At 43.3% G+C, this 14,504-nt stretch carries 11 protein-coding genes; 3 read left to right on the top strand and 8 right to left on the bottom strand.

Annotated elements, in window-relative coordinates; all coding sequences use genetic code 11:
* Positions 1 to 30: 30 nt before the first annotated feature.
* Positions 31 to 1,134, bottom strand: a complete 1,104-nt coding sequence (locus tag QNM16_RS15295) for a general secretion pathway protein GspB (RefSeq protein WP_284021320.1) — start codon at positions 1,132 to 1,134, stop codon at positions 31 to 33.
* Between the two features lie 9 nt (positions 1,135 to 1,143).
* Positions 1,144 to 2,058, bottom strand: coding sequence for an ExeA family protein (locus tag QNM16_RS15290; RefSeq protein ID WP_284021319.1), 915 nt, complete (start codon positions 2,056 to 2,058; stop codon positions 1,144 to 1,146).
* Positions 2,059 to 2,230: 172 nt separating this feature from the next.
* On the opposite strand from QNM16_RS15290, the gene QNM16_RS15285 reads away from it, so the two are divergent.
* The gene (locus QNM16_RS15285) at positions 2,231 to 3,337 is read left to right on the top strand and encodes a tRNA nucleotidyltransferase (RefSeq protein ID WP_284021318.1); all 1,107 of its coding nucleotides are present in this window, start codon (positions 2,231 to 2,233) and stop codon (positions 3,335 to 3,337) included.
* Between the two features lie 34 nt (positions 3,338 to 3,371).
* On the opposite strand, the gene QNM16_RS15280 is transcribed toward QNM16_RS15285, so the two are convergent.
* On the bottom strand, positions 3,372 to 3,917 hold the full coding sequence (locus tag QNM16_RS15280) for a hypothetical protein (protein ID WP_284021317.1): 546 nt from the start codon (positions 3,915 to 3,917) through the stop codon (positions 3,372 to 3,374).
* 565 nt (positions 3,918 to 4,482) lie between these two features.
* Between QNM16_RS15280 and QNM16_RS15275 the strand changes: the two genes are divergently transcribed.
* Positions 4,483 to 4,620 (top strand): hypothetical protein, encoded by a 138-nt coding sequence (locus tag QNM16_RS15275; RefSeq protein ID WP_284021316.1) that lies wholly within the window; start codon positions 4,483 to 4,485, stop codon positions 4,618 to 4,620.
* 648 nt (positions 4,621 to 5,268) lie between these two features.
* Complete coding sequence (locus tag QNM16_RS15270; RefSeq protein ID WP_284021315.1) at positions 5,269 to 5,664, top strand: hypothetical protein; 396 nt, start codon at positions 5,269 to 5,271, stop codon at positions 5,662 to 5,664.
* 139 nt (positions 5,665 to 5,803) lie between these two features.
* On the opposite strand, the gene lpdA is transcribed toward QNM16_RS15270, so the two are convergent.
* The 5 genes from lpdA to serB form a co-directional block, all read right to left on the bottom strand.
* A complete protein-coding gene (lpdA, locus tag QNM16_RS15265) occupies positions 5,804 to 7,228 on the bottom strand; it encodes a dihydrolipoyl dehydrogenase (RefSeq protein ID WP_063355718.1) in 1,425 nt (474 codons plus the stop codon).
* Positions 7,229 to 7,446: 218 nt separating this feature from the next.
* On the bottom strand, positions 7,447 to 9,354 hold the full coding sequence (gene aceF, locus QNM16_RS15260) for a pyruvate dehydrogenase complex dihydrolipoyllysine-residue acetyltransferase (RefSeq protein WP_284021314.1): 1,908 nt from the start codon (positions 9,352 to 9,354) through the stop codon (positions 7,447 to 7,449).
* Positions 9,355 to 9,365: 11 nt separating this feature from the next.
* Positions 9,366 to 12,032, bottom strand: coding sequence for a pyruvate dehydrogenase (acetyl-transferring), homodimeric type (gene aceE, locus QNM16_RS15255; RefSeq protein WP_284021313.1), 2,667 nt, complete (start codon positions 12,030 to 12,032; stop codon positions 9,366 to 9,368).
* Between the two features lie 102 nt (positions 12,033 to 12,134).
* Positions 12,135 to 12,884: a pyruvate dehydrogenase complex transcriptional repressor PdhR gene (pdhR, locus tag QNM16_RS15250; RefSeq protein WP_039612079.1), complete on the bottom strand. Its 750-nt coding sequence runs from the start codon at positions 12,882 to 12,884 to the stop codon at positions 12,135 to 12,137.
* Positions 12,885 to 13,413: 529 nt separating this feature from the next.
* Positions 13,414 to 14,427 (bottom strand): phosphoserine phosphatase SerB, encoded by a 1,014-nt coding sequence (gene serB / locus QNM16_RS15245; protein WP_417710135.1) that lies wholly within the window; start codon positions 14,425 to 14,427, stop codon positions 13,414 to 13,416.
* Positions 14,428 to 14,504: the final 77 nt, after the last annotated feature.

Raw genomic sequence — 14,504 nt, 5'->3', positions numbered from 1 at the left:
CCCCAAAGCGCTAAGGTCGTTGTAATCGGGTTATGGGATCCAATCCTGCATGGCATTTAAAGTAAACTCAATGCCATCAAAATCAAATAAGGCTTGCTCAGGCGTTATCTCCACTATGGTCAATGCACCTAAGTTATCGCCTTCATATAACTCACGGTTATTCACTTTGATCCAACGCTTATCGGGCTCAGTGGCGTAGATATGAGCTTGATAACGCAATGATGGAATACTATTTTGCAACTTCAAAGGAAGTAGCTCAACAGGCGTCGCTTGTGCTGTTTCTCTACTACTAGATACCACGTCACTGTCTTCATCTGAGCCCACCGAAAATGTCGGACGCGTTTCTTCCACAGCCGCTGCAAAGGCTTTTTTTAACTCATCAGATACACCAGCTAGTTCATCTGCTTCACGACTTTGAGTACTATTAAACTGATTAGATTGTGGTAATCCAGTATACACTTGTGCCATATTTGGATTATAAACTTGCCCTGCATTAGGCATCGAGACTGGCTGCTGTGTATAAGCCATATTTGGCTGTACAATTTGCCCTGCAGTTGCAAATTGCTGTGTTTGTGGCATTTGAGCTGGCACTGGTACATTGACGATTTGTCCCTGACTATTTACAGGTACCAACTGTTGAGAATAAACAGCCCGGCCACTGGCATCAAAGCCCACTTGCACTGACATCCATTGGTAGTGAATTTGGTTTTGCACCATAGGCTGTTGCATTAATACAGGTTGTTGTATTTGGTTGGTCATAACCGGTGCGGCAGCAACAACATTGGTGGTTGTAAGTGCAGTGTTGTTTGCGACAGCTTTCTCAGACGCATTGGACTCAGCCTGAGTAACCTCAGAATCCGATTTAACCGCCTCACCCTCTGCAGTCTCCTTGGTTACCCCAGCACCCGATAGAGGCTCAACAGCCACCTGAGTTTGATCACTTTCAGGTGTTTGCACCGATTGACCCAGAAAGTACCCTGCGCTTAGCGCGCAAATGCTAATAAGCCCACCTCCGAGCCCAAGACTCAAACGTTTATAAAATGCGACCTGTGCAGATTGACGTGCTTGTACATAGTCTTGCTCAGATTTTGATTGTTGTTGTGATTGTTTTAATGCATTAACAAGATAAGACATGACACACCATTAAAAAATATATGAAAGACCAAAACCGCAAGCAAACATCGCGGCCACCCAACCAGATACTAACATCGGCACGTTGAGCTTTTTGGTTTGTTGTTCTGGGATCAAATTAAGCGGCAAAGCCTCTTTGGCAGCTTGTTGCGCTATCTGCTTAGTGACTTCTTGCTGCTGAGCAGAATAAGCACCAAGCAAACATCTATCCGCCAGTAAATTGATAAGTCTTGGGATCCCTGCAGTGACTTGATGAATATAGGCAACTGATTCATTATTAAAGAGATGGTTTTGACAACCCGCTTTATTCAGCCTGTGCTTGATATAAGAAAACACTTGCGACTCAGTCAACGGCAGTAAATGGTATCTCGCAGTGATCCTCTGCGCTAACTGACGCAGCTCGTTGCGTTGTAGTAACTGCTGAAGCTCAGGCTGTCCAACCAGTACGATCTGCAGTAGCTTTTTATGATCCGTTTCTAAATTAGTCAATAGACGAAGCTGCTCTAATACTTCTGCAGCCAAGTGCTGTGCCTCATCAATAATCAGCATGGTGTGGCCACCTTGCTCATGATTATCTAACAAGCGCTTTTTGATCACATCGGTTAATGACTTCAGCGTTGCTTCTTTTGCATCATAGTCAATATGCAGCTCATCACAAATACTGGCTAATAATTCCATTTCAGACAGTGCTGGGTTTAAAACAAACGCAACCTGAGTAGATTCGGGTAATTGCGCCAACATACTGCGTGTCACGGTGGTTTTACCTGTGCCCACTTCCCCTGTCAATAATACAAAGCCACCGGCATCACCAAGTCCATAGGTTAAATGTGCCAACGCTTCTTTATGGCGATCACTTAAAAATAGAAACTCAGGATTTGGCGCAATTGAAAACGGTTTTTCCGTTAAACCAAAGTAGCGTAAATACACGTGCTGTCTCTTTATTGTTAGAATGCTGCCTATAATGGCAAAAAATCACTTTAAGTTAAAACATTGTTTGCTTAATCGACACTGAATTTTTCACAAATTTAGGAACAAACATTTTAAACTCAAGATGATAGTGCCATAGTGAAACATGAAATAATGACGTATTAGGATAACTATGAAGGTGTATTTGGTCGGAGGTGCCGTCAGAGATGAATTACTCGGCAGACCTATATTAGAAAGAGACTATGTTGTAGTAGGTGCGACAATCAGAGATATGCTCAAACTTGGTTATCAGCAAGTTGGCAAAGATTTCCCTGTGTTTTTGCACCCAGAGAGTAAAGATGAGCACGCCTTAGCACGCACCGAGCGCAAGCAAGGGCAAGGCTATACAGGCTTTATTTGCGACTTTGCACCGACCATTACCCTAGAAGATGATCTGATCCGCCGCGACTTAACAGTCAATGCTATTGCTCAAGATGATCAAGGCAATTTGATCGATCCATATCATGGCAAAGCAGATCTCGATAATAAGATCTTACGCCATGTCAGCGATGCTTTCAGTGAAGATCCACTGAGGATCTTACGTGTTGCGAGATTCGCTGCGCGCTATCACTACTTAGGTTTTACCATTGCCGATGAAACCATGCAGTTAATGACTGCCATGGTTCAAGCGGGTGAGCTTAAAACACTCACTAGAGAGCGAGTATGGATGGAGATAGAAAAGTCACTCAAAGATGGTGCTATCTATATATTTGCCAATGTGCTTGCGGATCTGAATGCCCTGCCATTTGTCACACCTTGGCAAACCGAATGGGATCAAGAAAACGCTAAGACATTAGCGGATCAACTCGCGCGCTTAGATCCTAGCAATGATACCTATTTAAGATCTGCGTTTAGCCTTTGGCAATATCGAGCTGATCTGAGCCAATACAATCTAGAGCAAGATCATAAGATCCCGAAAGCCTATGCCGATAGCTTACGTGATTTGCAAGCAAACTTACCATTACTGCAATCCAGTGAATGGCAAGCGGACACCATCATGAGCATTCTAAATCAACTCGATGCATGGCGTCGCCCAGAGCGACTAAGTGTATTTATTAGCACGGCACGTGTCATAGATGACAACTGCGCCGCCAAAACCGTTGAACTCAACAAAGCATATAAAGCAGCCAGTCATGTTAAAGCACAAGAGGTCATTGCATTGGGTGCAAAAGGGCCAGAAATAAAAGTAGAGATGGATAAGCTTAAATTAAAGCGTATTGAAGCCATTTTGACGCTTTAAACTATTTAGAAAGGGGGCTATCGCCCCCAGCGCATTAAGCACATTTTTTGCCTAATACATCTTCAACTGAAACAGCCAGTTTATCTTTACGGATCACAATATGCTGATTATTAGATTTAATTGACAAAGTACCGCCACCTATCATCATATTATCGCTAATGATATATTCCACTTCATTATTGTCATTGATTTCATATGCAAGTGACGGCGTTGCATTTTGTAATTGGAAATGACGTAGGTTCTCATCATATTTAAAGCTTAAGCCGTTAAATGAATAATTAGGCAGCTCTTTTGTTGCAGCAGCATAACAGTCTTTATTGCCACCTTTGTCATCATTTATGTGGTCAAACATATGGTATTTGCCCTGACTATCAATTACTGCAACCGCTTTATCTCCCTCATAACTTGCATCATAAACACCTACTATCGGTGCAAACTCTGATGTTGCAGGTTGTTCAGTCGCCGTTGAATTATTGACTGTTGGTTGCTGTTCTTGCGCTTTAGGCGTGCTATTGCCATCACTACCACCACCACATGCTGCCAGAGATAACCCTAAGAATACAGGTAGTACTTTTTTCATTATTTTGTTGTCATATCGAGAATAAACTGGCGGATATTATATTTAAAAGACGCGACACTAACAGCGCTAACCAAGTTAAAAGTAAATCAAAGTAAACCACTACATTTTAATATACAAAGTTTAACCCCCCCTTACATAGAGCGAAGTGTCAGGCAAGCCTCAATGGCAAAATCAGAGTATTTATTTGAACGGCCACGCCCTCCATGTTTGTAAGTGATTTTCCATTGTGGAGTTAAGTCGCGTCATCACTGACCCAAATAGCAATATTGCCACGCTGTATCAATGCGCGATTATAGGCAGAGCAGTTCTTAATTTTATTTTTCATTGTCGCTTGGGTTACGTTATGTTTTTTGTTCTGATCAAGCAAAAGGCCAGAAGTTCATTTATTTAGAAAACAAGACCGATTAAAAAATATTAATATATTAATGTTATTTACATTTAAAACCACAAAGCATTAAATAATTAATGTTTAATTAAAATATTGACCCATTCAAAAACTCACTGTATATTTTAAATACTCACCAACCCAAGGTGAGAAAACAATAGTTTAAAAGGAAAATTAACAATGAAATTAAAATTGACTAAAAAGAAAGTAAAAGAACTTTCTAACAATAAAGATCTTAGCAAAAAGCAAACTCATCAAATTGCTGGCGGTACTACAATTGGCGAAACAAACTTTTACTTTAAATGCGTACTAAAATAAAAAATTAATTAGTTAATTATCTTAGTAGCTAGTTATTTAAATTAGCTACTAATTAGATAATAACTAAAAAAATAAACTCATAAAAATTAAAAAGCCCATTAAAACCTCATTACCAACAATATAGCCATATAAAATAAAAATCAAAATAATAAAATCTAAGCAAAGAGAAAACTTACGCAATTGCTGGTGCTAGCAACACTATCAGTAACCCCCCCCTTAAACTCCTTGTAATCACTACTAATCACTTAGCTAATTTCTTTTATTAGCTAGTTTTAAAATTAGCTACTATTAGCTTTCATTTTTCAGCAGGAAGAGTATTAAATTTAGACACTTTCTATGTTGAGTATTATCTTTCTCACATATATTTCTTACCGCTTATGTCTTAATTTAAGTGACTGCATAGAATGTACCAAAGCATTAAAATATCGCCTTATAGATACATTCAACACCTACCATAGTTACAGTTAATCTTTTCCGCACCGTTATATAAAAGAGAGCCTTGCTAATCAAATATGCCCCTGAGTTTCGTTAAAACTCACACCCAGTCAAACTTATGAACATAAATCATTAAATATAAATAGCGTAATGAAGTTTGTGTACGCATCTTGCTTATCTAAAGCAATAACGACACAAGGGTAAGGAAACAAGATGAAAATTGATGGCTCATACACTGCATATGCCCCAACGAACCACCATAGAAAGGGAAAAACGCAACATAGCAATACACTACCTCAAAACACCACACCACAGTCGATCAATACAAAAGCCATAGATATGAGCAATATCGACATGAATGAGCTCAATGCACTGATACAGACAACAGGTGATGATAGACTGCTGTTCAGGCTCCCTCATGACACCTTTAAATTGGTTGATGGTGAACTCCAAAGTTCTGGCAGTAGGAATTTTTTAGCACAAATTGAAAACGAAATCGCCTTTGAGCAAAGTAGAGGGAGTGATACCGGTGAGCTAGAAAGCTTTTTAGCCGTGCTCAAAGAGTATCAAGGTTATCCGCTGCAATCGAATGTCACAGTGACCGCTTGAGCGTATTAAGTGGGTTGAACAAAGATGGCTGAGCGTGCTTATAAGCATATCGGAGCTCACTTTTCACAACGATACACCCGTTTAACAAACAAAAAACCCGACAATTGCCGGGTTTTTTCAATTTAAAAAGAAGTGTAAATTACTTCTTCTTAACTGCTTTTTTGTTTGGAAGGTCAGTGATTGAACCTTCGAAAATTTCAGCAGCTAGACCGATTGACTCGTTCAATGTTGGGTGAGCGTGGATAGTCAGTGCCACATCTTCTGCGTCTGCACCCATTTCTACCGCTAGGCCGATCTCACCAAGCATTTCGCCTGCGTTGATACCAACCATTGCACCACCGATAACACGGCCTGACTCTTTATCAAAGATAAGCTTAGTTTGACCTTCAGTGCGTGCTGAAGCGATTGCACGGCCAGATGCTGCCCACGGGAATACCGCGGTTTCAATCTTAAGACCTTGCTCTTTCGCTTCTTTCTCAGTTACACCAACCCATGCAATTTCTGGATCTGTGTAAGCGATTGAAGGGATACACTTAGGATCGAAGTAGTGCTTCTTACCAGAGATAACTTCTGCAGCAACGTGTGCTTCGTGTACCGCTTTGTGCGCAAGCATAGGCTGACCAACGATGTCACCAATCGCGAAGATGTGGTCAACGTTCGTTTTCATTTGCTTGTCTGTGTTGATGAAGCCACGCTCATCAACTGCAACGCCAGCTTTGTCAGCGTCAAGTAGCTTACCGTTTGGTGTACGACCAACAGCAACCAATACTTTGTCGTAACGCACTTGACCTTCAGGTGCTTGCTTACCTTCGAATGAAACGTAGATACCGTCTTCTTTCGCTTCAACAGCAACTACTTTCGTAGAAAGCATTACGTTGAACTTGTTCTTAACGTACTTCTGGTAAACCTTGATGATGTCTTTGTCAGCAGCAGGTACTAGCTGATCAGCGAATTCAACAACGTCGATCTCTGAACCTAGCGCACGGTAAACAGTACCCATCTCAAGACCGATGATACCACCACCTAGTACAAGTAGTTTGCCAGGAACGTCTTTAAGCTCAAGTGCACCAGTTGAATCAATGATACGCTCATCTTGTGGGATGAACGGAAGGCTTACTGGTTGTGAACCAGCTGCGATGATTGCATTGTCAAACGTCACTGTCTTAGTGCCGTCAGCGCCTTCAACTGCGATGGTGTTGGAACCTGTGAATTTACCGTAACCGTTAACTACGTTAACTTTACGCATTTTAGACATACCAGCTAGGCCGCCAGTAAGTTGACCGATTACAGACTCTTTCCAAGTACGGATTTTATCTAAATCGATTTGTGGAGCACCGAAAGTTACACCGTGAGAAGCCATTTCAGCTGCATCGTCGATAACCTTAGCGACGTGAAGAAGTGCTTTTGAAGGAATACAACCTACGTTCAAGCAAACACCACCTAGGGTATCGCGGGATTCAATCAATGTAACATCTAAACCTAGGTCTGCTGCACGGAATGCTGCAGAGTAACCACCAGGACCACCGCCTAGTACAACAACTTGAGTTTTGATTTCGTTGCTCATGTTATTACCTTAACTATTATTCGAACGGGACTCTACTCAACTGAGTATCCGCACCCAATTTGCCTGCCGGTCGCCAAATTAGGGCAAATCCAACAGAGAGAGTTTTTTGTGCGCGAAAGTGTATCATTCGCACTCACTAATGTCCCGTCCAATTATCAGACAGGACACTAAAAATACAACAAAACCGCACAACTTAGGTTGAGCGGTTTTGATTCATCTTACATCACTAGCTGACGAATATCGCTCAGGTAGTTTGCAAGTGTCACAGTAAAGCGTGCTGCAAGCGCCCCGTCAATTACACGGTGGTCGTATGAACAGCTTAGCGGCACCATTAAGCGCGGCTCAAACTCTTTACCATTCCATTTCGGCTTCATCTCAGACTTAGATACACCTAAGATTGCCACTTCTGGTGCATTCACGATTGGCGTAAATGACGTACCACCGATACCACCAAGGCTCGAGATTGTGAAACAACCGCCTTGCATGTCAGCAGCAGTAAGCTTACCGTCACGTGCTTTCTTAGACACTTCCATCAGTTCACGAGAAAGTTCGATGATGCCTTTTTTGTTCACGTCTTTGAATACAGGAACAACCAAGCCATTTGGCGTATCAACCGCCACACCGATGTTCACGTATTTCTTCAGAATTAGGCTCTCACCGTCTTCTGATAGTGAAGAGTTAAACGTTGGGAACTCTTCAAGTGCTTTTGCAGCTGCTTTCATTACGAAGACCAATGGCGTGATTTTCACACCCATTTTCTTCTTCTCAGCCAGCACATTTTGCTCTTTACGGAACGCTTCTAGTGTCGTGATGTCGGCTTCGTCAAACTGTGTAACATGAGGGATTTGTACCCAGTTACGATGTAGGTTTGCACCAGAGATCTTTTGAATACGAGATAGCTTCTTCTCTTCAACTTCACCAAACTTGCTGAAGTCTACTTTCGGCCAAGGAATTAGACCAAGCTCGCCGCCACCAGTATTACCACCTTTAGATAGCTGACCTGATTCAACTTGCTTCACTAGCTCTTTCACATAGTTCTGAACGTCTTCTTTAACAACACGGTTCTTACGACCCGTGGCTTTAACGCGCGCTAGGTTTACACCAAACTCACGAGCTAGACGACGTACAACTGGTGATGCGTGTGCGTACTGATCGTTGGCAACAAATTCATCTTTTTGTGCAGATGCAGGGGCAGCTGCCGGTGCAGGTTTTGCTGCAGGAGCCGCGGCTGGCGCTGCTGTTGGTGCCGGCGCAGCTACAGGTGCTGCTGCCGCTGGTGCACTGCCAGCTGTTTCAAATACGAAGATTAAAGAGCCTGTCGATACTTTATCGCCAGCATTTACTTTGATCTCTTTCACAGTACCTGCAAATGGTGCAGGTACTTCCATAGAAGCCTTATCGCCTTCTACAGTGATAAGAGATTGCTCTTCTTCGATTGAATCACCGACAGATACCATGATTTCAGTCACTTCAACTTCGTCACCGCCGATATCTGGTACGTGTACTTCTTTCGCTTCTGCTACCGCAGCAGGTGCCGTCGCTGGCGCAGGTGCAGCTTCAACAGGAGCCGCTGCTGGCGCACTGCCTGCAACTTCAAATACAAATACCAAAGAGCCTGTTGACACTTTACCGCCAACTTCCACTTTGATTTCTTTCACAGTACCTGCAAATGGTGCTGGTACTTCCATAGAAGCCTTGTCGCCTTCTACGTTTAAGATTGACTGGTCAGCTTCAACTGCGTCGCCCACAGCAACCATGATCTCAGTCACTTCAACTTCGTCGCCACCAATATCTGGTACGTGTACTTCTTTAAGCTCTGCCGCAGCTGGTGCCGCAGGTGCTGGCGCTGCAGCAGGTGCTGGCGCTGCAGCAGGAGCCGCTGGCGCTTCTGCACCGGCCGCGTCAAAAATCATAATCAAAGAACCTGTTGAAACTTTATCACCTTCAACAACTTTGATTTCTTTAACAGTACCCGCAGCAGCTGCTGGTACTTCCATTGAAGCTTTATCGCCTTCAACTGTGATCAATGACTGATCCACTTCAACCGTGTCACCTACGCTTACTAGGAGCTCGGTTACTTCAACCTCATCGGCACCAATATCTGGAACATGAATTTCAATTGACATGTTTTTGCCTCTTATGCGTAAAGTGGGTTAGCTTTTGTTGTGTCGATATCAAATTTCTTGATAGCGTCAGCAACAACTGATTTTTCAACCTTGCCCTGTTGAGCAAGTTCGTTAAGTGCAGCAACAACCACATAACCTGCGTTCACTTCGAAGTGACGACGTAGGTTTTCACGGCTGTCTGAACGACCGTAACCGTCAGTACCTAGTACCTTGTAAGAGCTGCTTGGCATGAATGCGCGTACTTGATCTGCATAGTTCTTCATGTAGTCGGTCGCTGCAATCGCAGGAGACTCACCAAGTACAGTTGCAATGTAAGGTACTTTTGCATCCGCTTCAGGGTTAAGCATGTTGAAACGTTCAGCGTCTTGACCGTCACGAGCAAGCTCGTTGAATGACGTCACAGAGAATACATCTGAACCAATGCCGTATTCTTCGCTTAGGATTGCACCCGCTTTACGTACTTCGTTCAAGATTGTGCCTGAACCCATAAGTTGTACATGTGCTTTCTCACCTGCGTTTGACTCAAGCTTATAGATACCTTTGCGGATACCTTCTTCAGCACCTTCAGGCATTGCTGGCTGGTGATAGTTTTCGTTCATCAGCGTTAGGTAGTAGAACACATTTTCTTGCTCTGGACCGTACATACGACGGATACCATCTTGCAAGATAACCGCAACTTCAAATACGAACGTTGGGTCGTAAGAAATACAGTTAGGAATCGTACCCGCTTGAATGTGCGAGTGACCATCTTCGTGCTGTAGACCTTCACCGTTTAGCGTTGTACGCCCTGCTGTAGCACCTAATAGGAAACCACGCGCTTGTTGGTCACCCGCCATCCACGCCATGTCGCCAACACGTTGGAAACCGAACATAGAGTAGTAGATGTAGAATGGGATCATCGGTAGGTCATTTGTGCTGTATGATGTTGCAGCAGCAACCCATGAAGACATTGCACCTAGCTCGTTGATACCTTCTTGAAGTACCTGACCTGATGTTGCTTCTTTGTAGTAAGAAACGATGTCGCGGTCTTGAGGTGTGTAGTTCTGACCGTGCGGGTTATAAATACCGATTTGACGGAATAGACCTTCCATACCGAAAGTACGCGCTTCATCCGCAATGATTGGTACGATGTTTTTGCCAACACCCTTGTCTTTTAACAAGATGTTTAGTGCACGTACGTAACCCATTGTCGTTGAGATATCACGCTTTTGCTCTTCAAGTAGCGGCTTGAACTGCTCCAATTTTGGTAGCTCAAGTGCTTGTGTGAAGTTAGGTAGACGCTGTGGCGTGTAACCGTGTAGCGCTTTACGACGTGCGTGCAGGTATTCGTACTCTGCAGAGCCTTCTTTAAGCGTTAGGTACGGTAAGTTGGTAATTTCTTCGTCAGAAACCAGATCTTCTAGACCTAGACGTGAACGCAAGTGCTCAACGCTAGACATGTCCATCTTCTTAACTTGGTGTGCAATGTTTTTACCTTCCGCAGCTTCACCCATGCCGTAACCTTTTACAGTCTTAGCTAGGATAACCGTTGGACGACCTTTCTCATCTTGCGCCGCTTTATAAGCTGCATATAGTTTAGATGTATCATGACCACCACGCTTAAGTGCGAAGATGTCATCATCTGTCATATCAGCAACAAGTGCTGCTGTCTCTGGGTAACGACCAAAGAAGTGCTCACGTACATACGCGCCATCTTTCGCTTTGTATGTCTGGTAATCACCGTCGATTGTTTCGTTCATTAGCTGAAGAAGCTTACCAGTTGTATCTTTCGCTAGCAGCGTATCCCAACCAGAACCCCAAACAACTTTGATCACATTCCAACCTGCACCTTTAAATAGGCCTTCAAGTTCTTGAATGATCTTACCGTTACCCATTACTGGGCCGTCAAGACGCTGTAGGTTACAGTTGATCAGATAACATAGGTTATCTAGCTTCTCACGAGCTGCAAATGAGATTGCACCACGTGATTCTGGCTCATCCATCTCACCATCACCTAGGAACGCGTATACGCGCTGCTCGTTGGTCTCTTTAAGACCACGACCTTCTAGGTACTTAAGGAAACGTGCTTGATAGATTGATGCGATTGGACCAAGACCCATAGATACTGTTGGGAATTGCCAGAACTCAGGCATCAATTTAGGGTGAGGGTATGAAGAGATACCTTTACCGTCTACTTCTTGACGGAAGTTATCTAACTGCTCTTCAGTTAAACGACCCTCAAGGAATGCACGTGCATAGATACCCGGTGAAATATGACCTTGGTAATAAACTAAATCACCACCGTCCTTCTCGTTTGGCGCACGGAAGAAGTGGTTGAAACACATTTCATAAAATGCTGCTGAAGACTGGTAAGACGCCATGTGGCCGCCTAACTCTAGGTCTTTTTTAGACGCACGAAGTACGATCATGATCGCATTCCAACGCACGATAGAGCGGATACGGCGTTCAATCGTGGTATCACCAGGGTATGCTGGTTCTTGGCCTGCCGGAATGGTATTTACATAGTTTGTAGTAATACCTGTAGGCATATCCACGCCATCTAGGCGGGCTTGCTCTAGCACTTGCTCAAGTAAGAATTGCGCACGTTCTACGCCTTCTTCTTTAACAACTGACTCAAGCGCTTGTAACCACTCTTGGGTTTCTAACGCGTCAACGTCAAACTTATTGACTTCAGACATATGGAGTGTTCCTTATGTTTTAAATGCAAATTTATTCAATGCGCCAATGACGCAATCAAGCATAATTGCTCGATTTTGCTTAAAAGACCGAATTTACCTAACTTATTGCTGCTTAGTGCGACGCAGACTCCGCTCAATACGAGAGCGTTCTCTACCCGCTTCAAGTAATGCTTCTTCGATGAAGGCTAGGTGTGCGTTACTCGCAAGCCTCGCCTTTTCCGGATCACCTTGGATCACGGCATCCATCAATACCGCTCGGTGCTGTGCAAGTTGTTCGCTCACATCTGACTTTTGCACCAATACGGTTAAGTTCTGCAATACATTTTGCTCAAGTAACGTTTGCATTCCTCTCACAAGATGCAGTAACACCACATTATGTGACGCTTCTGCTACAGTGAAATGAAATGCATTGATTGCTTTGGCTTTTAGGGCTAAATCATCCCCCACCTCAGCGATATTGTCATAGCTTTGCTTTACTTTATCCATGTCATTGTCTGTGCCTCGAAGCGCAGCATAATAAGCAGCGATGCCTTCTAAAGCATGACGGAATTCAAGTAAGTCAAACTGAGACTCAGGGTGTTTACTGATCAAGTCAAAAAGTGGATCAGTTAATCCTTCTTCTAGCTGATTTTTAACGTACGTGCCGCCACCTTGGCGACGCGTCACTAACCCTTTGGCTTCGAGTTTTTGAATCGCCTCTCTTAACGACGGGCGGGATACTTCAAACTGCTTAGCAAGTTCTCGTTCGGGAGGAAGCTTTTCACCAGGAAGCAATGATCCTTCTAAAATCATGTTTTCCAATTGCTCTAAAATCACATCCGAGAGTTTCGCAGCTTTAATCTTCAAAGACATTGATAACACGCCAGTTTGGGTTATATCCACCAGCTAAGTATGAAGTCCCTACGTTACATCGTAAGTCTTTAAAACTTAGCAATATTTACTTAATCATTTAGTATATTGTGACCAGGTAGGTAAATTGGTCATACCAAATTTGGACAATAAGTTATCAAAATCAAGCTCGGCTGTCAAAATTACACCTTTTCATCGCTTTTAATATCCTTTTTTTGACATCCATTCAGATTAAACTTTATACAATTAAAAATGATTGCAAAGAAAAATAAAAATGGTCAGACCAGAAGGGGCTATACAGATTGAAGCCAATTGGCAAATTTAAATAGTATCAAGATAGGGAGTGGTTTGCAGAATGGATAACAAAGGTGAGGGAGAAGCTGTCCTAAAATCAACGTCAAGATGGACAACTTCTCACAGGGTTAACTTGTGCTCATCTCTAATTTCCTCTTCTTCACTTGTTATCATTGTATGTTCTTAGTCAGTATGTATTTTAGGTACAAACTGACCCATCAGATTATGAACCAAGAAGTTAAGGTAATGGAACTGTCAAAAAATACAGTAATTGCAATAATGAACCTTCACAAATTGCAGCATCGGCCTGCTCTACTACTTTGGGCTTGCCATGAATCGCGACCCCTAAATCAGCCGAGGCCATCATGACAAGATCGTTTGCGCCGTCACCAATCGCGAGTGTCTGCCCTATACCCACTTCATAGCGTGCACGTAAGGCATTTAACACCTCAGCCTTTTTCTCAGCATCCACAATATCTCCGATGACGCGGCCAGTAAGACTTTGCCCATCGATTTCTAGCGTGTTGGCATATACATGGTCTAAATCCAATCTAGATTGCAGCGCCTCTGCAAACCAAGTAAATCCCCCCGATGCAATTGCTAATCGCCATTGATGTGCTTTTAACACCTCGCACAGCTGCTTAATACCCAACATTAAAGGTAAGTCTTCTTTAAGCGGTGAGATTAAGCTCAATTCAATCCCCTGTAACTTCGCCACTCGCTTGTGCAGACTTTCACTGAATGCCAATTTACCAGCCATGGCCTCTGCGGTGACTGAAGCGACTTCTTCATATACGTCGGCCAAACGGGCAATTTCATCAATGCATTCAATCTCGATGGCTGTTGAATCCATGTCCATGACCAGTAAACCTGGAGTATGTAGCTGAGGCAAACAAGGTAGTACTGCTCCTTGACAACCAAGACTACCAGCTGCTTGGCGGACTTCTAATTTAGGCAACTCACCAGAGGGACAACGTGCCATGATGGCGACCCCCGCTGGTAAGTCTTCATGTGCTTGGTATACACACACCTGTGTAGGCACAATATTGACCAGTTCCAAGGCGGTTAAAAACTCGATTAAAAGTGTTCCTGTAATAGCCTTACCAAAAAACGCGATACAGTGTACTGATTCCTCTGTTAATCCTCCCACTTTCACAGATTGGGCATTTTCAAATTCATACCACTTTGATAAGGTAAGTTGATTTTCAACAGGGCGGACGTCAAGTTGGTCGACATCTATCATATTTTGCATTGGCATTGAGCGCTCCTCATAGCGGTATAGGCTCTTTTTAACATCTAATGAAAATAATGTCAGCCAACAAGCTGTAA

The sequence above is a fragment of the Pseudoalteromonas umbrosa genome, assembly GCF_030125375.1.
GTDB classification, from domain to species: Bacteria; Pseudomonadota; Gammaproteobacteria; order Enterobacterales; family Alteromonadaceae; genus Pseudoalteromonas; species Pseudoalteromonas umbrosa.
The sequence above is the reverse complement of the archived record's forward strand: the minus strand, read 5'-3'. Positions and strand labels throughout refer to the sequence as shown.

Coding starts and splice junctions, on each gene's coding strand:
- QNM16_RS15270 (WP_284021315.1), top strand. CDS start 5,269: ATGAAAATTGATGGCTCATACACTGCATATGCCCCAACGAACCACCAT.
- aceF (WP_284021314.1), bottom strand. CDS start 9,354: ATGTCAATTGAAATTCATGTTCCAGATATTGGTGCCGATGAGGTTGAA.
- QNM16_RS15280 (WP_284021317.1), bottom strand. CDS start 3,917: ATGAAAAAAGTACTACCTGTATTCTTAGGGTTATCTCTGGCAGCATGT.
- lpdA (WP_063355718.1), bottom strand. CDS start 7,228: ATGAGCAACGAAATCAAAACTCAAGTTGTTGTACTAGGCGGTGGTCCT.
- QNM16_RS15285 (WP_284021318.1), top strand. CDS start 2,231: ATGAAGGTGTATTTGGTCGGAGGTGCCGTCAGAGATGAATTACTCGGC.
- serB (WP_417710135.1), bottom strand. CDS start 14,427: ATGCAAAATATGATAGATGTCGACCAACTTGACGTCCGCCCTGTTGAA.
- pdhR (WP_039612079.1), bottom strand. CDS start 12,884: ATGTCTTTGAAGATTAAAGCTGCGAAACTCTCGGATGTGATTTTAGAG.
- QNM16_RS15295 (WP_284021320.1), bottom strand. CDS start 1,134: ATGTCTTATCTTGTTAATGCATTAAAACAATCACAACAACAATCAAAA.
- QNM16_RS15275 (WP_284021316.1), top strand. CDS start 4,483: ATGAAATTAAAATTGACTAAAAAGAAAGTAAAAGAACTTTCTAACAAT.
- aceE (WP_284021313.1), bottom strand. CDS start 12,032: ATGTCTGAAGTCAATAAGTTTGACGTTGACGCGTTAGAAACCCAAGAG.